The 18476-nt window shown below is 67.2% G+C and carries 16 protein-coding genes; 7 read left to right on the top strand and 9 right to left on the bottom strand.

The annotated features are described in order from the left end of the window. Positions 1 to 25: 25 nt before the first annotated feature. Together ACIP5Y_RS29430 and ACIP5Y_RS29425 are read right to left on the bottom strand one after the other, a co-directional pair. Positions 26 to 2416 (bottom strand): ATP-binding cassette domain-containing protein, encoded by a 2391-nt coding sequence (locus ACIP5Y_RS29430; protein WP_400354911.1) that lies wholly within the window; start codon positions 2414 to 2416, stop codon positions 26 to 28. A gap of 97 nt (positions 2417 to 2513) precedes the next feature. Continuing rightward, complete coding sequence (locus ACIP5Y_RS29425) at positions 2514 to 3299, bottom strand: META domain-containing protein (protein WP_400354909.1); 786 nt, start codon at positions 3297 to 3299, stop codon at positions 2514 to 2516. Between the two features lie 378 nt (positions 3300 to 3677). Between ACIP5Y_RS29425 and ACIP5Y_RS29420 the strand changes: the two genes are divergently transcribed. Then, positions 3678 to 4301 carry a TetR/AcrR family transcriptional regulator gene (locus ACIP5Y_RS29420; protein ID WP_400354907.1) on the top strand — a complete coding sequence of 208 codons (624 nt, stop codon included), beginning with the start codon at positions 3678 to 3680 and terminating at the stop codon, positions 4299 to 4301. 71 nt (positions 4302 to 4372) lie between these two features. Continuing rightward, complete coding sequence (locus ACIP5Y_RS29415; protein ID WP_400354905.1) at positions 4373 to 5989, top strand: MFS transporter; 1617 nt, start codon at positions 4373 to 4375, stop codon at positions 5987 to 5989. Positions 5990 to 6005: 16 nt separating this feature from the next. On the opposite strand, the gene ACIP5Y_RS29410 is transcribed toward ACIP5Y_RS29415, so the two are convergent. From ACIP5Y_RS29410 to ACIP5Y_RS29400, 3 genes are read right to left on the bottom strand one after another with little or no spacing between them, the layout of a single operon-like run. Beyond that, positions 6006 to 6902, bottom strand: coding sequence for a TIGR03621 family F420-dependent LLM class oxidoreductase (locus ACIP5Y_RS29410; RefSeq protein WP_400354904.1), 897 nt, complete (start codon positions 6900 to 6902; stop codon positions 6006 to 6008). A gap of 10 nt (positions 6903 to 6912) precedes the next feature. Next, positions 6913 to 7224: a transcriptional regulator gene (locus ACIP5Y_RS29405; protein ID WP_400354902.1), complete on the bottom strand. Its 312-nt coding sequence runs from the start codon at positions 7222 to 7224 to the stop codon at positions 6913 to 6915. Next, entirely contained in the window at positions 7212 to 7691 is a 480-nt protein-coding gene (locus ACIP5Y_RS29400; RefSeq protein ID WP_400354901.1) for a hypothetical protein, read from the bottom strand. Before ACIP5Y_RS29400 ends, ACIP5Y_RS29405 begins: the two co-directional genes overlap by 13 nt. A gap of 154 nt (positions 7692 to 7845) precedes the next feature. On the opposite strand from ACIP5Y_RS29400, the gene secG reads away from it, so the two are divergent. Continuing rightward, positions 7846 to 8079: a preprotein translocase subunit SecG gene (gene secG / locus ACIP5Y_RS29395; protein ID WP_397001712.1), complete on the top strand. Its 234-nt coding sequence runs from the start codon at positions 7846 to 7848 to the stop codon at positions 8077 to 8079. A gap of 81 nt (positions 8080 to 8160) precedes the next feature. Here the strand turns inward: secG and ACIP5Y_RS29390 are convergent, their stop codons facing one another. Continuing rightward, entirely contained in the window at positions 8161 to 8502 is a 342-nt protein-coding gene (locus ACIP5Y_RS29390; RefSeq protein WP_400354899.1) for a ribbon-helix-helix protein, CopG family, read from the bottom strand. A gap of 117 nt (positions 8503 to 8619) precedes the next feature. Here ACIP5Y_RS29390 and ACIP5Y_RS29385 point away from each other — a divergent pair, with 117 nt between their 5' ends. Then, positions 8620 to 9306 carry a DUF1361 domain-containing protein gene (locus ACIP5Y_RS29385; RefSeq protein ID WP_400354897.1) on the top strand — a complete coding sequence of 229 codons (687 nt, stop codon included), beginning with the start codon at positions 8620 to 8622 and terminating at the stop codon, positions 9304 to 9306. Here ACIP5Y_RS29385 and fadD8 read toward each other — a convergent pair whose 3' ends face one another. From fadD8 to ACIP5Y_RS29370, 3 genes are read right to left on the bottom strand one after another with little or no spacing between them, the layout of a single operon-like run. After that, positions 9307 to 10914, bottom strand: coding sequence for a fatty-acid--CoA ligase FadD8 (gene fadD8, locus ACIP5Y_RS29380; RefSeq protein ID WP_400354895.1), 1608 nt, complete (start codon positions 10912 to 10914; stop codon positions 9307 to 9309). A gap of 33 nt (positions 10915 to 10947) precedes the next feature. Continuing rightward, positions 10948 to 12141: a thiolase C-terminal domain-containing protein gene (locus ACIP5Y_RS29375; protein ID WP_400354893.1), complete on the bottom strand. Its 1194-nt coding sequence runs from the start codon at positions 12139 to 12141 to the stop codon at positions 10948 to 10950. A 44-nt stretch (positions 12142 to 12185) separates the two neighbouring features. Beyond that, on the bottom strand, positions 12186 to 13034 hold the full coding sequence (locus ACIP5Y_RS29370; RefSeq protein WP_400354891.1) for an SDR family NAD(P)-dependent oxidoreductase: 849 nt from the start codon (positions 13032 to 13034) through the stop codon (positions 12186 to 12188). Between the two features lie 54 nt (positions 13035 to 13088). Here ACIP5Y_RS29370 and ACIP5Y_RS29365 point away from each other — a divergent pair, with 54 nt between their 5' ends. The 3 genes from ACIP5Y_RS29365 to ACIP5Y_RS29355 all read left to right on the top strand — a co-directional run bounded on the left by ACIP5Y_RS29365 (position 13089) and on the right by ACIP5Y_RS29355 (position 18291). Next, on the top strand, positions 13089 to 14060 hold the full coding sequence (locus tag ACIP5Y_RS29365) for an alpha/beta fold hydrolase (protein ID WP_400354889.1): 972 nt from the start codon (positions 13089 to 13091) through the stop codon (positions 14058 to 14060). Positions 14061 to 14130: 70 nt separating this feature from the next. Next, positions 14131 to 14616 (top strand): Lrp/AsnC family transcriptional regulator, encoded by a 486-nt coding sequence (locus tag ACIP5Y_RS29360; RefSeq protein ID WP_397001728.1) that lies wholly within the window; start codon positions 14131 to 14133, stop codon positions 14614 to 14616. Positions 14617 to 14808: 192 nt separating this feature from the next. Then, positions 14809 to 18291 (top strand): indolepyruvate ferredoxin oxidoreductase family protein, encoded by a 3483-nt coding sequence (locus ACIP5Y_RS29355; RefSeq protein WP_400354888.1) that lies wholly within the window; start codon positions 14809 to 14811, stop codon positions 18289 to 18291. Positions 18292 to 18476: the final 185 nt, after the last annotated feature.

Raw genomic sequence — 18476 nt, 5'->3', positions numbered from 1 at the left:
TCCGGCGACAATGATTTTCGGGCCGTCAGGCGCCTACGTAGGCCGCGAGATGCTCACCCGTGAGGGTGGAGCGACCGGCCACCAGGTCCGCGGGCGTGCCCTCGAAGACGATGCGGCCGCCATCGTGACCGGCGCCCGGACCCAGATCGATGATCCAGTCCGCGTGCGCCATCACCGCCTGATGATGCTCGATCACGATGACCGACTTACCGGAATCCACCAGGCGATCGAGCAGGCCCAGCAGCTGTTCGACATCCGCGAGGTGCAGGCCGGCGGTCGGCTCGTCGAGCACGTAGACGCCGCCCTTGTCGGCCATGTGCGTGGCCAGCTTGAGCCGCTGCCGCTCGCCGCCGGACAGCGTGGTGAGCGGCTGGCCGATGGTCAGATAGCCCAGACCCACATCCGCGAGCCGGGTGAGGATGGCGTGCGCGGCCGGGATGCGGGCCTCGCCCTCGCCGAAGAATTCCGCGGCCTCGCTCACCGGCATGGCGAGCACCTCGCTGATATCGCGGCCGCCGAGCTTGTACTCCAGCACCGAGGCGTCGTACCGCTTGCCGTCGCACACCTCGCAGGTGGTGGCGACACCGGCCATCATGGCCAGATCGGTGTAAATGACCCCGGCGCCGTTGCAGTTCGGGCACGCGCCCTCGGAATTCGCGCTGAACAGTGCGGGTTTCACGCCATTGGCCTTCGCGAACGCCTTGCGGATCGGCTCGAGCAGGCCGGTGTAGGTCGCCGGATTGCTGCGCCGCGACCCACGAATCGGCGTCTGATCGACCGACACCACATTCGCGCCCGCGGGGATCGAGCCGTGGATCAGCGAACTCTTACCGGAACCCGCGACACCGGTGACCACGCAGAGCACCCCGAGCGGGATATCGACACTGACATTCTGCAGGTTGTGCGTCTTCGCGCGGCGAATCGCCAGCTTGCCGTCCGGTTTACGCAGCGTCTCCTTCAGCTTCGCCCGGTCGTCGAGGTGCCGGCCGGTGATGGTGCCACTCGCCCGTAGCTTGTCGACGGTGCCTTCGAAACAGATGGTGCCGCCCGCGGTTCCGGCGCCGGGCCCGAGATCGACCACGTGATCGGCGATCTCGATCATCTCCGGCTTGTGCTCCACCACGAGCACCGTATTTCCCTTGTCCCGCAAGCGGAGCAGCAGATCGTTCATGCGCTGGATGTCGTGCGGGTGCAGGCCCACGGTGGGTTCGTCGAACACATACGTCACATCGGTGAGCGAGGAGCCGAGGTGGCGAATCATCTTGACGCGCTGCGCCTCGCCGCCCGACAGCGTGCCCGAGGTGCGATCCAGCGAGAGATAGCCGAGCCCGATCTCCACGAACGAATCGAGGGTGTGCCGCAGCGCGGTCAGCAGGGGCGCCACCGACGGTTCGTTCAGCCCGCCGACCCATTCGGCGAGATCGCTGATCTGCATGGCGCAGGCGTCGGCGATATTGACGTTCTTGATCTTCGAGGACCGGGCTTCCTTGCTGAGCCGGGTGCCCTCGCACTCCGGGCAGACGGTGAAGGTGACCGCCCGCTCCACGAAGGCGCGCACATGCGGCTGCAGCGCGTCGACGTCCTTGGACAGCATCGACTTCCGCATCCGCGTGATGACGCCCTCGTAGGTGAGGTTGATGCCGTCGACTTTGATCTTGGTCGGCTCCTTGTAGAGCAGATCGTTCAGCTCGCGCTTGGTGAACTTCTTTATCGGCTTGTCCGGATCGAAATAGCCGGCGCCGGTGAAGATCCGGCCGTACCAGCCGTCCATGCTGTAGCCGGGGACGGACAGCGCGCCCTCGTTGAGCGATTTGGTCTCGTCGTAGATCTGGGTCAGGTCGATATCGTTGACCGAGCCGCGGCCCTCGCAGCGCGGGCACATACCGCCGGTGATGCTGAAGCTGCGCCGCTCCTTGGTGGCCTTGCCGGCGCGTTCGATGGTCACCGCGCCCGCGCCGCTGATCGAGGCCACATTGAACGAGAACGCCTGCGGCGAACCGATATGCGGCTTCCCGAGCCGGCTGAACAGGACGCGCAGCATGGCATTGGCGTCGGTGACGGTGCCGACCGTGGAGCGCGGATCCGCGCCCAGCCGCGCCTGATCCACCAGGATCGCGGTCGTCAGCCCGTCCAGCACATCGACATCGGGGCGCGCCATGGTCGGCATGAAACCCTGCACGAAGGCGCTGTAGGTCTCGTTGATCAACCGCTGCGATTCCGCGGCGACGGTGCCGAACACCAAGGAGCTCTTGCCCGAGCCGGAAACGCCGGTGAACACCGTCAGGCGCCGCTTCGGGATCTCGACGCTGACGTCCTTCAGGTTGTTCACGCGCGCGCCGACCACACGGATGATCTCGTGGCTGTCGGCGGCGGACGCTGCAGTCGACTGCTTGACCGTCCTCGTGGCCTTGCTCATTGGTGCCTCCATCTTCGGGCGAGTCTCGATGTCCTCGGAAGTCAGGCTAAATGCCGCGCGGTAACCGGCGCTTCTCGATTCCTGATCACTACCCCGATCACTCCACGCGGAGCTCGAGGCCGGTGTTGTTGGCCGTATTGCGGATGGTCAGCGTGTCCCCATCGATGCTGGTCGTGGTCTTGCCGTCCAACGCTTGCAGGACTTCGGCTTCGACCGCCATGACGTCGGCATCGCACATCATCTTGGTGGTGGCGACGTGGAAGGTGACGTCCTTGCCGTTCACCTCGGCATTGCCGGTGATGCTGTTGCAGCCCGCGGAACCCGACAGCGTGTTGTCGGCGGCGATGGTGATCGCGGGCCGGGCCTCGTCCAGGGCGCGGGATCGGACCGTGGCATCGGGCCGGATCAAGCCGTCGACGATCCACGTGGTGCCGATCAGCGGCTTGGGGGGCTGGGCCACCTGGCGGTCCCGCAGCGTCACGGTCTGGCCGTTGCCGGTCAGAATCAGGTTGGAGCCGTAGATCTTCCAGTCGGGGGAGGAGCTGAGGAAGCCCTGCACCCATTGATCGGCGTAGGCGAGGTCGCCGGGGCAGGCCATGAGCGTGGAGGCCATATTGTCGGTGGTGGTGACCACGTGGCCGTCCAGGGTGACCGGCCCGGTGGCGGTATTGCAGCCCGCGTTCGCGGAGATGCGATTGTCCTTGAAACTCAACGTGAGCGGGCCGCCGCCGGGAATCGGACTGCCTTTGACGTCGGTGGAGACGTAGGTCTTGCCCATGGGCGTCACGCCCTTGTCGCTCGGCCTCGTATTCGAGGAGCAACCGGCGACGCCCAGGGCGACCGCGGCGAGCAGCACACCACACCACATGCGAGTTGCTGGCATATGGGCGATCGTACGGAGCCCGGACGGGCATTCCCAGCGTCGACGCCAGTGTCTGGCCGATCGTATTCACGAATGTTCCGATGGCTCCCGGGTCCGCGGGTCCGCGGCCATCCGGAACGACAGCGGTGGCGACGGCGGTACCGGGAACAGTAGGGGCGGCTGTATCTGAATCGGTTGCGCCGCAGCGGTTGTCGCTACGATGGGTCTGGTGGCCGCTGCTACCCCCGCAACACGGCCGAGTGCTCACCCCCCGGTAAGTTAGGAAGCAAGCAGTCTCTAAGTTGTGGCGAGACCATAGGATGTGGGCATGGAATGTGTCAACGGTCATGCCGGCGCGCATGCGAGCGCCGGCGGACGGGCCGGACAGGATGGTGCGCCGTGAGCGAAGTTCCCCCACCGCGGCGCACCCAGCAGGAACGCCGGGCCGCGACCGTGGCCAAGCTGGTCGATGCGACCATCGCCGCGATCGGTGAGGTCGGCTATCAGCGCACCACCGTGCAGGAGGTCTGCGGCCGCGCCGCCCTGTCGGCCGGAGCCATGTTCCGCCAGTTCGACACTCGCCTCGACCTCATCGTGCGCACCGCCGAAGAGGTCGTCCACCGCCAGCTCGACGCCTACCACGCCGCCATGGAACACCTTGGCGCCCAGGACAATGCGCTCGACACCGCCCTGCGCTTCCTCCGCCAGGCCCAGCAGTCCAACCTCACCCACGCCCTGCGCGAGATCTACCTCGCCGCCCGCTCCGACACCGAACTCCGCGACCGCATCGCCCCCATCGCCGAGACCTATTACAGCGAAATGGTCGCCACCGTGGAACGCACCGGCGTCCTCTCCGGCTACCCCGCCCAAATCCGCGAACCCCTCTTCTTCATGATGCTGTACCTCTTCTCCGGCGAAGCCGTGGTCCACCCCGTCTACCCCCGCGCCGACCTCGACGCCGCCGTCCTCCGCCTGGCCGAAGACATGATGGCCGTCTACGCCACCCGCCCCGCCAAGGACTGATTCCGTAACTCGGAGGATGTCCGGAATGCGGCGATCGGCCCGGGATTCATTGCTGCGAATATGCTGGGCCGGTGACTGTCACGCGAACGGAGACGGCCGGGTCGGCGTGGGCGCCGCTCGCGTCCAATATCTTCCGGGCGCTGTGGATCGCGCAGTTGGTGTCGAATCTCGGCACCTGGATGCAGACGGTCGGGGCGCAGTGGATTCTCGTCGAGCAGCCGAATGCGGCGACGCTGGTTTCGCTGGTGCAGACGGCGACGACGTTGCCGGTCATGCTGCTGTCGGTGCCGTCGGGGGTGCTCGCAGATCTGATGGATCGGCGGCGCTTGCTCATCGGCGCGCAGACCAGTATGGCGGTGCTCGCCGCACTATTGGCCGTGCTCACCGCAACCGGGCACACCACGCCCGGTGCGCTGCTGCTCGTGCTGTTCCTGCTCGGCTGCGGGCAGGCGCTGACCGGGCCCGCATGGCAGGCGATTCAGCCGGATCTGGTGCCGCGCAGTCAGATTCCCGCGGCTGCCGCCCTGAGCAGTATGGGGATGAATGTCGGGCGTGCGGTGGGGCCGGCGCTGGCGGGCGCGCTGGTGGCGGTGACCGGGCCGACGACGGTGTTCGCGCTCAATGCCGTTTCCTTCGTGGGCATTCTGGTGGTGTTGTTGCGGTGGCGGCGGCCCGCAGCCGATCTGGAACTGCCCACCGAGCGGCCGATCGCGGCCCTGCAAGCCGGGCTGCGATTCATTCACGCCGCGCCCGCGATACGGCGAGTCCTGTTGCGCTGCTTGCTCTTCGTCGCGCCGGGTAGCGCGCTGTGGGCGCTGCTGCCGGTGATCGCGCACAGCCGGCTGAACATGTCGTCCTCCGGATACGGTCTGCTGCTGGGTGCGCTCGGCGTGGGTGCGGTGCTGGGTGCGACGCAGGTAGGGCGGTTGCGTCACCGATTCGGTCCGTCCCGCCTGCTCGCGGCCAGCGCCGTCGGATTCGGGCTCGCCACCCTCGGTGCGGCCGTGGTGCCGAATATCCTTGCGGTGCTCGCACTTCTGGTGATCGGCGGCTTCGGGTGGATGGCTTCGATGTCCACCATGAACTCGATCATGCAGCTGCTGCTGCCCGGTTGGGTACGCGCCCGCGGACTGTCGGTGTACCAACTCGTGTTCATGGGCGGCCAGGCCATCGGCTCGCTGGTGTGGGGTCTGATCGCCGGCTCGATCGGCAGCGTCGACACCCTGCTGATCGCCGCCGCAATGCTCGGAATCTGCGCCCTGAGCGTCCTCTGGTGGCCCGTCCGCGTCTCCTCCATCGACACCACGCCCAGCGCGCACTGGCCGGAACCGGTACTGGTCTTCGAACCCGCCCCCGAGGACGGCCCGGTCCTGGTCCTCGCCAATTACCGGGTCCCCGAAGAGAACGCCGGGGAATTCATCGAGGCCATGGCCCGCGTGGGCCGCTCCCGCCAGCGCACCGGCGCCATGGAATGGCGGCTGTTCCGCGATGTGGGCCACGAGGACCGCTATGTGGAAGCCTTCGTGGTCCGCTCCTGGGAAGAGCACATGCACCAGCACCAGGTCCGCCTCACCGCCAATGATGAACTCGCGGAACAACGTGTCTCCGAGTTCACCATCGGCGAGGGCCCGACCCGGCACCTGATCGCCGTGGGCCCGCCCGACGTGACCCGCGTGCGCCGCCGCTAGCCGGCCGGGCGCGGGTTCAGCGCAGCTCTTCGATCACCTTCGCGAGGGCCGGCATTCGATCCTCACCGATGGCGTAATAGGTGACGGAGTATTCGTCGCGGTAGTGGCGGAGGGTATCGGCGATATCGCGCGCGGTCCCGTGCAGTACGCCCGGCAGATGACGCAGCTGCGCCTCGGTGAGGTTCGGGTTGAACCGGCGAGCGAGGGCCAGATCGGCATCACTGCGACCGGTGACGTCCAGACCTTGCACGGTCAATCCGACCGCGAGATCGGCGAAGCGATCACCGGCGGCCTCCCGGACGTAGTCGACGCGACGCCCGAGCGCGGCCGTCCCGGCGTCGTCGGAGTCGATATTCGCGTCGATGGGTACGCCGGCCAGCATGACGGTATCGGCGTTGGTGGCCGCGATCCGCACGATGCGGTCGCCCTGCCCGGCCACCAGCACCGGAATCCGCCGGTTGACCGCGGGCTCATGGTCGTTGGCGAACAGGGCCCGGAGCTCGCCGAGGGTGTCGCGCAAGTGGTCGATGCGCTGCCGTGCGCTCGGGAACGGCAGGCCCATCGCCTCGAACTCGGGTTTCGCGAAATCGGGTCCCGCACCGAGTCCGAGTTCGAACCGGCCGTCGGTGAGCTGGTCCACGCTGGCGACATCCCGCGCCAGCAGCGCCGGGCGATAGAACGCCGCGTTCAGCACCATCGTCCCCACGTGCACGCGATCGGTGGCCTCCGCCATCGTGACCAGCGTGGGAAACGGTGAATTCATGCCCAGGTGGTCCGCGACATGCACGATGTCGAAGCCCAGATCTTCCGCCTGCCGCGCCTTGTCCTGCCACTCGGCGCGCGATTTCCCGCCCAGAATTCCAACTGCGAACCGAAAAGGATGCTGCGTCAACTCATTTCGACTGTCGCTCATGGATCCCACGCTAGCCCTTCGCATCACCGGAATTCGAGCGTGCCTTGTGCGTGAGGGCGGTGAGGGCAGCGAGGTGACCGTGGTACGCCTTGCGCCCCTCGGGGGTCAATGCCAGCCAGGTTCGCGGTTTGCGACCCACGTAGCCCTTGGCGACCGTGAGGTATCCGGCGTCCTCCAGCAGGCTCATCGCTTTGGAGAGCGTGGATTTGTTCAACTCGCAGAGTTCGGTGACGACCAGGAATTCGGCCTCACCGCAACCATCGAGGAACGCCACGAGTTTCAGCCGCGGCAGCGAAGCGAACAGCTCGTTCAGCGCTTCCACGGCGGTGTCCAAAGTCGCGTCATCCGCGCCGCGATCTGCGGTCGTGCCATCACGTACCAGACCCATCCGCCCAGGATGACGCCGGTCAGGATCCGTCGCCAGACGTCCAGGCCCGCGACCGCGAGGCCGAGCATCGGTACCGCCACCAGCACCACGATCGGTACGGCCTGTAGTTTCCACTGCGGCACCGGGGTAGGGAGGACGCCGCGTGCGAGCTGGGTCAGGCGCATCCACCGCACCAGTGCGACATACGCGAGGGCCAAGGCGATTCCAGCGATTGCCTCGATCCAGGTGTGCGGGTTGTTCGCGCCGTCGTCGAGCACCGTGACAAATAGCACGTCACCGAGTCCGGCGGACACACCGGCCGCGACCGGTGCCCAGCCGGGCACTGCGGCGGCCTGGTTCGCGTCGCGAGTGGCAGCGGCGGCGATGTCCAGCGCCTGTTCCGGAGACTGTTGCTCTCTCATCAGTGGAAAGTACCATCAACTGGTTTCCAGTCGCCAACCAGTTTCCTGTTTCGACGCAGCCCGAAGTGGCCGGGTGGGTCCGTGAACGCTGTAAACGGGAGTGCGACCAGGGCTGATTCGCTTACGTGCAGGACGTCCGCATAGGATGTCCGGCATGCGGATGTTCCTGGATATCCTCCTGATAATCACCAGCGTGCTGCTGGTGCTCTTGGTGCTGCTGCACCGCGCCAAGGGCGGAGGTCTGTCCAGCCTTTTCGGTGGTGGCGTGCAGTCGAGCCTGTCGGGCTCCACCGTCGTCGAGAAGAACCTCGACCGCATCACGATCTTCATCGGCCTCATCTGGTTGATCTCGATCCTGGGCATCGGCCTCGAGATCAAGTTCTCCTAGCCGAACACGGTCTTCACGCCCGGGCGCCGCAGTAGCGACGCCCGGGCGACTTGTGCTGGGCGCGTGTGGATTCCGCGGCGGCTAGGCCGGGCGATGGTGCAGGGGATGCAGATTCGCCAGCGCGGCCGTGAGGGCGCGGCGGGCGTCGGCGCGGCTGATGGGTGCGTCGTCGTCCAGCATGGCGAGTTCGATGACGAGGAAGTCGCGGATGAGGTCGGACATGCTGACGCCGCGTTGCTCGGCCTCCTCGCGGATGCGCTGATCCATGGCGAAGGGGAGGCGGACCGTGCGCAGGACCGTGACCGGGGTGTCCGGGCCGGGCAGGTCCGGGTCGGGGGCGTCGTCGTCGAAGGTCAGGTCCGCCAGGAACTCCTTGGCCTCGTCGGCCGTGTGCGGGTATCCGTGGTCCGGGTAGTCAGTCACGCTACGTGTCGACAAAGCTGTGTGGGGACGCGGCCCGATCGGCCCGATTTGTGCGGATTGTGTGCCGGTAGTGCCAACACCAGTGTCCGCGCGGCTCGCAAACCGCATCATGAACGAATGGACTTGGTGAAGACGGTTGCGCCGAGCCTCGCGGGGGTCGTGAACCGTAATCTGCTCTGGATGGCCTGGAACACCGTATTGGCCTGGGTACCGGTGGCGCTCGCGCTACTCGTGTTCCGGTCGCGGCGGGTGTCAGGCCAGCGACTACCGACCTCGTTGCGCTGGTGGGCGACCGCGGTATTGCTGGTGTTGTTCCTGCCGAACGCGCCCTATGTGGTGACCGATCTCGTGCATCTGAGCGCCGACATCAAAGCGGTCGGCAACGGTCCGGTGGTGACGACCGTGCTACCCGTGTATGCGGCGTTCATCATCTCGGGGTTCGTGGCCTACTACATCGTGCTCGCCGAGATGGGGCGTTTCCTGGAGGCCCGGGGGCTGGGCGCGTGGCGCACGCCGGTGACGCTGATCGTCCATCTGGCCTGTGCCGTAGGCGTTTTCCTCGGCCGCTGGGTGCGCCTCAACAGCTGGGAGCCGGTGGTGCAGCCCAAGGGCGCGTTCGATCGCATGATGCTCGCCCTCACCTGGGAGTGGGCGCCGGTCCTGATCGCGGCCGTCTTCGTGGCGACGGCGCTGGGGCACTTCGTGACTCGCGCGGTGATCGAGGCGAGCGCGGAGAGCGTCCGCCGCGGCGCGCGGCTGGTGCGAAGCCTGCGCCTCACACCGCCGCCCGCCGATCAGCCGTGATTACGCGAGACCCAGGCGTTCCTGGGCGATGACGCGGATCGCCTTCTTATCGGGCTTGCCCAGCCCGGTGAGGGGGAGTTCCTCGATGACCAGGACGTGTTTGGGGGCCTGGACGGAACCCTTCTTCTGCTTGACCGCCTCCTGGATCTCGGCGGTCACCACCTCGATCGCGGCCGGATCGGCAGCGGTACCGGCCTCCAGGACCAGGACCGCGGTGACGGCCTCGCCCCAATGCGGGTCGGGGACACCGACGACCGCGACATTGAGCACCTTCGGGTGTTCGGAGACAACATCTTCCACCTCGCGCGGGAAGACGTTGAAACCGCCGGTGACCACCATGTCCTTGCTGCGGCCGACGATGTAGAGGAACCCGTCCTCGTCCTGGCGGGCCAGGTCGCCGGTGCGCAGCCAGCCGTTCTTGAACGTATCGGCCGTGACCTCGGGCAGATTCAGGTAGCCGGCGGCGAGCAGCGGTCCGGAGACGCAGATTTCGCCGACCTCGCCCTGCGCCACCTGCTCGTCCTTGTCGTCGAGCAGTGCGACCCGGACGGCGGTGGAGGGCCGGCCGCAGGAGGTGAGCCGCTCCTTGTCGTGCTCATCCTTACCCAGATAGCTGATGGCCATGGGCGCCTCGGACTGCCCGAAGTACTGGGCGAAGATGGGCCCGAAGCGATCGATGGCCTCCTGCAGGCGATTCGGATCGATGGCCGAGGCGCCGTAGTACACCGTCTCCAGCGAGGACAGATCCCGCGTCTTCGAATCCGGGTGGTCCAGCAGCGCGTACAGCATGGACGGCACCAGCATGGTGGCGCTGATCTTGTGTTCCTCGATGGCGCGCAGCACTTCACCGGCCTCGAAACGCGGCAGCACCACGCACTGCCCGCCGAGCAGCACGACGGGCAGGAAGAACGCCGCGCCCGCATGCGAGAGCGGTGTGCAGATCAGGAATTTGGGGTGCTTGGGCCACTCCCATTCCGAGAGCTGGATCTGCGTCATGGTGTTCATGGTGACCGCGGTGCCGATGACGCCCTTGGGCTTACCGGTGGTGCCGCCGGTGTAGCTGATGGAGATGACATCGTCGGGCAGCAGTTCGACGGCCTCGACCGGCTGCGGCTCGAACTTGTCGGCGGCCGCGAGCAGGTCGATGCCCACATCGGCGAGCGCGTCCGGTACCGGGCCCAGGACCAGTACCTTGGTGAGTCCCGGCACGCGATCCACCAGATCGCGGGCGCGCTGCACGAAGGCGGGCACCGGATCCAGGATCAGCGTCGAAATGCCCGCGTCGGCAAGCACATACGCGTGATCGTCGAGACCGCCGATGGGGTGCAGGGCGGTGCGGCGCGAGCCCACGATCTGGCCCGCCGCGATGGTGAACAGCACCTCCGGCCGGTTCAGCGCGAGCACGCCGACCGGGGTCCCGGTGCTGACGCCGTGTTCGGCGAAGGCCTGGATGTAGCGGCTGACGCCCGCCAATACCTCACCGCCGGTGAGGATATGGTCGCCGAGGGTGAGCACCGGCCGGTTCCTGTGCCGCTTCAGCCCCGCGATGAGCGCGTGGCCATTGTGCACGGGAAGCCGCAGCCGGGTCTCGGGATCGATTGTCGTCATGTGTTTCTCACTCCGTCCGGTCGGTTCCGGTGATCATGCCGTGTGGGCCGCGTAGAGGGTGACGACCACCGCGCCACCGAGACCCAGATTGTGCGCCAGCGCGGTACGCGCGCCCGGCACCTGTCGTTCGCCTGCGAGTCCGCGCAACTGCCAGTTCAATTCGGCGCACTGGGCCAGGCCGGTGGCGCCGAGGGGGTGGCCCTTGGAGATGAGGCCGCCGGAGGGGTTCACCACCCAGCTGCCGCCGTAGGTGGTCGCGCCCGACTCCACCAGCGCGCCGGATTCGCCTTCACCGCACAGGCCCAGGGCCTCGTAGGTGATGAGTTCACTGATGGAGAAGCAGTCGTGCAGCTCGATGACATCCACGTCGGCGACGCCGATTCCGGCGGTGGCGAACACCTTTCCGGCGGCGGCGCGGGTCATGGGCGCGCCCACGACATCGATCATGGAGCCGGTGGAGAAGGCATTGCCGTCATCGGTGGCGAGTTCCTGCGCCACGATTTCGATGGCCTGTGCCTCGAGGCCGTGCGCCTTCACGTACTCCTCGCTCACCACGACCGCGGCGGCCGCGCCGTCGGACATGGGGGAGCACTGCGAGCGGGTGAGCGGCCCGTGCACCGGCTTGTCGGTGAGCACCTGGTCCAGGGTGTAGGCATCCTGGAACTGCGCCAACGGGTTCCGGGTCGAATGCCGGTGGTTCTTCACCGCGACGGCCGCGAGCTGCTCGGGCGTGGTGCCGTAGCGCTTCATGTGCTCGATGGCGGCATTGCCGAAGAACTGGGTGGTGATCGGTGCGGCGGTGAAGTCGAAGTGCTCGCGGTTGACCTTCAGGTGCGCGTCGACGGTGGTGACCTTGGGTTTGGTGGCGGGCCCGGCCATGGCTTCCTTGGTCATCTGCTCGAAGCCGACTGCGAGGGCGATGTCCACGATGCCCGCGCCGACCCATTCGCGCGCGAGCATGAGCGCGGTCGATCCGGTGGCGCAGTTGTTGTTGACGTTCACGATCGGAATGCCGGTGAGGCCCACATCGTAGAGGGCGCGCTGCCCGGCGGCCGACGGCTGGAAGACGTAGCCGACGGCGGCGCGCTGCACCTGGTCGTAGGTGATGCCCGCATCGCCGAGCGCCCCGTGCACGGCCTCGCCGACCATCTCCGGATAGGTCCATTCGCGGGAACCGATCTTCACGAACGGCGTCATGTTCACACCCACGACGAAAACGCGTCGCATATCTTCTTGTACTCCTCTTGTGCGGGAACGTCTTTGGTTTCGGGTCAGTCGGCGCGCGGGATGCGGCCGTCCAGGTCGGTGAAGCCGTATTCCTCGGCGAGGTCGGCGACCTTCCACGACTTGCCGGTGCGGGTGCGGCGTTTCGGGTCGGCGGCGAGGGCCGCCACGGCGCGGCCGGGGAAGCGCGGGGTCTCGGCGGCGGCCAGGTCGAAGGTGCCTTCGCCGGGCAGCGTGACCAGGCGGCGGCCCTGATCGTCGGCCGGAACCAGTTGCAGCAGTTCGGTATCCACGATGCCGGGCCACAGTGAGACCGCCGTGACCTCGGTATCGGCGAGGTCGTGGGCGAAGTCGGCGGTGAGGCGGTCCACGGCCGTCTTGCCGGCGCCGTAGACGGCATTGTGCATGTACCGCTGCGCGCCCGGCGAGGAGATATTGACGATCAGCCCGCCCGACTCGATGAGCAGCGGGGCCGCGAATACGCTTGCCACATAGTGGGATCGGACGCCGATATCGAAGGTCTCGTCCCACGCCTTGGCCGGCACCTCCCAGAATTTGCGGCCGAGCCAGCGCGCGGCGGCGGGGGAGTTGTAGACATTGTTGACGAGGACGTCGAGGCGGCCGTGGTCCGCGCGCACCCGCGCGAAGAGCTGTTCCACCGCGGCGTCGTCGTGGTGATCGCAGACCACCGCGATCCCGGTACCGCCGAGGGCGTCGATCTCGGCGGCGGTGCCGGCGACCGTGCCCGGCAGGTGTCCGGGCGTGACGGTGCGCCCGGTGACGTACACGGTTGCGCCCGCCGCGCCCAGCTCCAGGGCGATGCCCTTACCGATGCCGCGGCTGGCTCCGGTCACCACCGCGACCTGTCCGGCGAGAATCTTGGGTATTTCGCTCACGACCTCTGGACACTACCTTGAAATAGGAACGTGTTCTAGAAAATGGAGGCGGTAGTGGAACTGACCCATCGGACGCTGGATACCGGGGACATCCGGATGCACGTCGCCGAGCAGGGGGAGGGCCGTCCGGTCATCTTCTGCCACGGGTTCCCGCACACCTGGTACGTCTGGCACAAGCAGGTTGCGGCCGTGGCCGCCGCCGGCTACCGCGCCCTGGCCCCCGATCTGCGCGGATACGGACGCACGGACGTTCCGGAGAATGTCGAGGCGTACACCAACGAGGCCGTCATCGGCGATCTGCTCGCCCTGCTGGACGACATCGGCGAATCCAAGGCAGTGTTCGTCGGCCTCGATTTCGGCGCACAACTCGTCTGGGAACTGTCCCTGCGTCACCCCGAGCGGGTGGCCGGCGTGGTGGTCCTGAACAACCCGTTCGCCCCCCGGCCCCCGCGGGCGCCGTCCGCCTTCTGGACCAAGGCTGCCGAACGTCACTTCCTGCACCTCTCGTACTTCCAGGAACCCGGCGTCGCCGATGCCGAATTGGCGGCTCGCCCAAGGGAATTCCTGGCCCGCGTCTACTACTCGCTCTCCGGCGACTACCACTACCTCGACACCTGGAAGAATCCGCCCGGCATCGGCTACCTCGAAGCCCTCCCGCAGGCTCCCGCCTTGCCCTGGCCGTGGCTCACCGAGGCCGACTTCGACACCCTGGCACAGGATTTCGAACGCACCGGCTTCACCGGCGGCCTCAACTGGTACCGCAACCTCGACCGCAACTGGGAACTCACCGCCGCCTACGCCGACGCCAAGGTGGAGGTCCCCACCTTCTTCCTCTACGGCGAAAACGACCCGGACATGGAAGGTTTCAGCGGCCGCGACCCCCTCGCCACCCTGCGCGCCAATGTCGTCGACCTGCGTCAGGTCATCGAGGTGCCGTCCGCCGGACACCTCGTGCAACTTGAGCGTCCGGAGGTCGTCAGCACCTTCATCACGACGGCCGTGAAGAGTCTGGGGCTGGGCGCCTAGCCGATACGCCGAGTCCGGCCGCGCGGTTCGGGCCGCGCGGCCGGCCGGATGCGCTGTGGGAAAATGCGTCATGACCATCAAGATCGACGCATTGGATTCCGCGCTGTTGGCGGAGCTGGCGTCCGACCCGCGCGCGCCGATTCTGGACTTGGCGCAGCGGTTGAATATCGCACGAAACACGGTGCAGGCGCGGATGAAGCGGCTGGAGGCTTCGGGGGCGGTGCGGGGGTATCCGCCGAATGTGAATCTGCAGGCGCTGGGGTTCGTGGTGCACGCGTTCGTAGGGATCGAGACCGATCAGAACAAGATGGACGACATCATCGAGGCGTTGCAGTCGTTCCCGAATGTGCTGGAAGTGCATGCGACGACGGGGCGGGCGGATCTGCTGGTCCGGATCGCGGCGCAATCGCAGCAGGATCTGCTGGGGATCATCCAGCAGGTGCATTCCATCGGCGGGGTGCGGCATACCGAGACCATGCTGGCGATGGCGACGCCGATCGAGTATCGGTCGCTGCCGCTCGTCGAACATCTGACGAAAGCTACTGACCGGTCTTAACGGGGCCTTGACGGCGCGGCCTCGAGCAGACTGCTGCGTAGGTCACAGTGCGCCAGGTCACTTTTGATCAGTCTGATCAACTTTTCGCGCCTCGGTTGACACAGATCACACACCACGGCAGATTTCGCTGCACCGATTGCTACTTCGTCTGCAGCTCACGACCTGGGCTGGTGGAAAGTGTGGTGACTCTTCATGACCAGCGTTGCCTGCCCGTCCGACCTACAACCGTCGGCGACAGCCACGCCCTATGACCTCGCCGACCGCTATCGCGCGGGTGCGGGGCCGGTCCTGCTCACCGGTGTCCAGGCCATCGCCCGGATGATGGTCGAGCAGCATGTGCGCGATATTCGTGCGGGTCGCCGTGTCGCGACTTTTGTTTCCGGTTATCAGGGCAGCCCGCTCGGCGGGGTCGACAAGATGCTGCTCGGCATGCCGAGCGTGCTGGCCGAACACGACATCGTGTTCGTGCCGGGGATGAACGAAGAACTCGCCGCCACCTCGGTGTGGGGTAGTCAGGCGGATCTGCCGGCCGGCAAGTCGACCCATGACGGGGTCGTCGGGGTCTGGTACGGGAAGGGACCCGGCGTCGACCGGGCCACCGATGCGCTGCGGCACGCCAATATGTACGGGGTCAACCCGCGCGGCGGGGTGCTGCTGCTGGTCGGTGACGATCCCGCCTCGAAATCGTCGACGGTGCCCGCGGTCAGCGAACGATCCCTGGCCGCCATGGGGATTCCGGTCCTGTTCCCGCGCAATGCCGAAGAGATCATCACCATGGGCATGCAGGGCGTCGCGCTGTCGCGGGCCTCCGGTTGCGTGGTGGCGATGAAGATCGTCGCGGATGTGGCCGATGGGGCCTGGACCGTGGACGCCTCGATTTCGGAACTCGGCATCACCGTGCCCGAGATCGAATGGGAGGGCAAGCCTTTCGTCTACCGGCAGCGGCCCATGGCGGCGCCGGCGGACAGCCTGCTCGCCGAGGCCGATCTGTACGGGCCGCGCTGGGCGACCGTGCGCGCCTACGGTGCGGCCAACGGCCTCGATGTGCTCGAGGTGAATCCCGCCGCGGCGAAGATCGGGATCGCGGCCACCGGCACCACCTTCGACGCGGTCCGGCAGGCGCTGCTCGACCTCGGCGTCGACGACACCGTGATGCATCGCGCCGGGATTCGGTTGCTGCGCATCGGCATGCCGTATCCGGTGGGGCCGCAGGCGATCACCGAGTTCGCCCACGGGCTCGAGCAGGTGATCGTGGTGGAGGACAAGACCGCGTTCATCGAGACGCAGATCCGCGAGATCCTGTACGGGACCGCCGATACGCCACAACTGCTCGGCAAGCATGATGCCAATGGAGCGCCCCTGTTCCCGCTCGGCGGCGAGCTCACCGCGGGCCGACTACTCGGGCCCCTGCGCCGGGTGCTGCGGGATCATGTCGAGCTGAAAAAGGCTCCGCCGCCGCCGCTTTCGCTGGAAGTGCTGTCCGCCACGCGCACCGCCTACTTCTGCAGTGGCTGCCCGCACAACCGCTCCACCGCCATCCCGGAAGGTTCGATCGGCGGCGGCGGTATCGGCTGCCACACGCTGGTGACCATGTCCGGGCGCGCGGATTCCGCGGTGACCGGGCTGACCCAGATGGGCGGTGAGGGCAGTCAGTGGATCGGGCAGGCGCCGTTCACCGATGTGCCGCACCTGTTCCAGAACATCGGCGACGGGACCTTCTTCCACTCCGGGCAGCTGGCGGTGCAGGCGTGTGTCGCGGCCGGGGTGAACATCACCTACAAGCTGCTCTACAACGAGGTCGTCGCCATGACAGGCGCGCAGGATGTGGAGGGCGGGCTCGGGGTCGCGGAACTGACGCACAAGCTCACCACCGAGGGCGTCAAGCAGATCATCATCTGCGCTGATGAACCCAAGCGGCACAACAAGAAAGCGCTCGCCAAGGGCACGCTGCTGTGGCATCGCGACCGGCTCGACGAAGCCCAGCGGGCGTTGCGGGAGGTTCCCGGCGTCACCGTCCTCATCTACGACCAGCACTGCGCCGCCGACGCTCGCCGCCAGCGCAAGCGGGGGACCCTGCCCACCCGCAATACCCGCGTGGTGATCAATGAAGCCGTCTGCGAGGGCTGCGGCGATTGCGGCGTGAAATCCAACTGCCTGTCCGTGCAGCCGGTGGACACCGAATTCGGGCGCAAGACCCGCATCGATCAGACCTCCTGCAATACCGATTACAGCTGCCTGGACGGCGACTGCCCGTCGTTCGTGACGGTGGAGCTGCCGGATGCGAAGCAGGCCAAGGGATCCCGCAAGGCGCGTCAGACTGCCGAGCCGCCTGCGGTGGCCGATCCGGGTCTCGCCGCGCCGCGAGGTACGCAGAATGTGCTGCTCGCCGGGATCGGCGGTACGGGCATCGTCACCGTCAACCAGGTGCTGGCCACCGCGGCGCTGCGGGCCGGATACTCGGTCGAGAGCCTCGATCAGATCGGTTTGAGTCAGAAGGCCGGGCCGGTGCTTTCGCATCTGCGGTTCTCCACCACCGAGCTGGAGCCCTCCAACCGGCTCACCCCGGGCAGTGCCGACTGCGTCATCGCCATCGACCTGCTCACCGCCACGGACACCAAGAATCTGCCCTACGGGAGCCCGGCGAGCACGATCGCGGTCGCATCCACCAGCCAGACCCCGACCGGGGACATGGTGTACGACAAGTCCGTTGCGTATCCGGAGACGCAGTCGCTGCTGGATCGGCTCGCGGCGGTCTCGCGCACGCTGACCCACTTCGACGCGCTCGCGGCGGCGCAGGCGCTGTTCGGGAATACCGCGGCCGCCAACTTCCTGGTCGTCGGCGCGGCCTTCCAGGCCGGGGGATTGCGACTGCCCGCGGCCGCGATCGAAGAGGCCATCGGGATCAACGGTGTCGCGGTCACCGCGAATATCGCGGCCTTCCGCTGGGGGCGGGTGGCCTTCGCGGATCCGGCCGCGTTCGAGGCGGCCGTGGGATCGACGCAGCCGCAGCGTGATCGGGTTGTCGTGCCCGCGGACCTGCTGGCGGGCACCGGCTTCGATGATGAGACGCGCCGGCTCGTCGAGCTGCGTGCCGGTGAGCTGATCGCCTTCCAGAGCGTGAAAATCGCTCGGCGGTACGTCGATTCGGTGCGAGCCGTGTGGGCTGCCGAGCGTGCCGTCACCGACCGGACGGAGTTCAGTGCCGCGGTGGCGCGCGGGCTCTACAAGTTCACCGCCTACAAGGACGAGTACGAGGTCGCCCGCCTGCTCGTCGACCCGGCCTTCCTGTCGCAGATCGAATCCCAGGTGCCCGGTGGCGAGCAGCTCACCTACAAGCTGCACCCGCCGATCCTGCGTGCCCTCGGCCGTAAGAAGAAGATCGGCCTCGGACCGAAATCGCATGTGGCGCTGAAGGTGCTCGCCAAGGGCAAGGTGTTGCGCGGTACCAAGCTGGATCTGTTCGGCTACGCGCACGTGCGCAAGGTCGAGCGGGCGCTGCTGGTCCAGTACACCGAGATGGTGCTGCGGCTCGCCCGTGAACTGAACGCCGAGAACTACGATATTGCGCTCGAGGCCGCCGGGCTGACCGATCTGGTCCGCGGCTACGAGGGCGTCAAGCTCGGCAATGTCGAGCTGTACCGGTCGCGCCTGCGGGAGCTCGGCATCGACTGCTGACCGCCGGCACGCGCTTGCCGGGGCGCGTGCCCGCTCTCGCCGGAAAACCTTGCCGCGCTGAGCAAGCGCATGCCGTGCCTTGTCGCGCGGCATCCGAACCTGCCGCCACCGCGCGGCGCCCGACCCATCGCAACCATGCGACGGCCCCCCGCCGCCACAAGCGGCACCGCACCCCGCCGCGACCC

This window comes from Nocardia sp. NPDC088792, from assembly GCF_044750615.1.
Lineage (GTDB): Bacteria > Actinomycetota > Actinomycetes > Mycobacteriales > Mycobacteriaceae > Nocardia.
The sequence above is the reverse complement of the archived record's forward strand: the minus strand, read 5'-3'. Positions and strand labels throughout refer to the sequence as shown.

What these genes read in the sequence shown, in the direction of transcription:
- ACIP5Y_RS29400 (WP_400354901.1), bottom strand. Translation starts at nt 7,691, where the DNA reads ATGAGAGAGCAACAGTCTCCGGAACAGGCGCTGGACATCGCCGCCGCT.
- ACIP5Y_RS29410 (WP_400354904.1), bottom strand. Translation starts at nt 6,902, where the DNA reads ATGAGCGACAGTCGAAATGAGTTGACGCAGCATCCTTTTCGGTTCGCA.
- ACIP5Y_RS29430 (WP_400354911.1), bottom strand. Translation starts at nt 2,416, where the DNA reads ATGAGCAAGGCCACGAGGACGGTCAAGCAGTCGACTGCAGCGTCCGCC.
- ACIP5Y_RS29355 (WP_400354888.1), top strand. Translation starts at nt 14,809, where the DNA reads ATGACCAGCGTTGCCTGCCCGTCCGACCTACAACCGTCGGCGACAGCC.
- ACIP5Y_RS29385 (WP_400354897.1), top strand. Translation starts at nt 8,620, where the DNA reads ATGGACTTGGTGAAGACGGTTGCGCCGAGCCTCGCGGGGGTCGTGAAC.
- ACIP5Y_RS29425 (WP_400354909.1), bottom strand. Translation starts at nt 3,299, where the DNA reads ATGCCAGCAACTCGCATGTGGTGTGGTGTGCTGCTCGCCGCGGTCGCC.
- fadD8 (WP_400354895.1), bottom strand. Translation starts at nt 10,914, where the DNA reads ATGACGACAATCGATCCCGAGACCCGGCTGCGGCTTCCCGTGCACAAT.
- ACIP5Y_RS29360 (WP_397001728.1), top strand. Translation starts at nt 14,131, where the DNA reads ATGACCATCAAGATCGACGCATTGGATTCCGCGCTGTTGGCGGAGCTG.
- secG (WP_397001712.1), top strand. Translation starts at nt 7,846, where the DNA reads ATGCGGATGTTCCTGGATATCCTCCTGATAATCACCAGCGTGCTGCTG.
- ACIP5Y_RS29375 (WP_400354893.1), bottom strand. Translation starts at nt 12,141, where the DNA reads ATGCGACGCGTTTTCGTCGTGGGTGTGAACATGACGCCGTTCGTGAAG.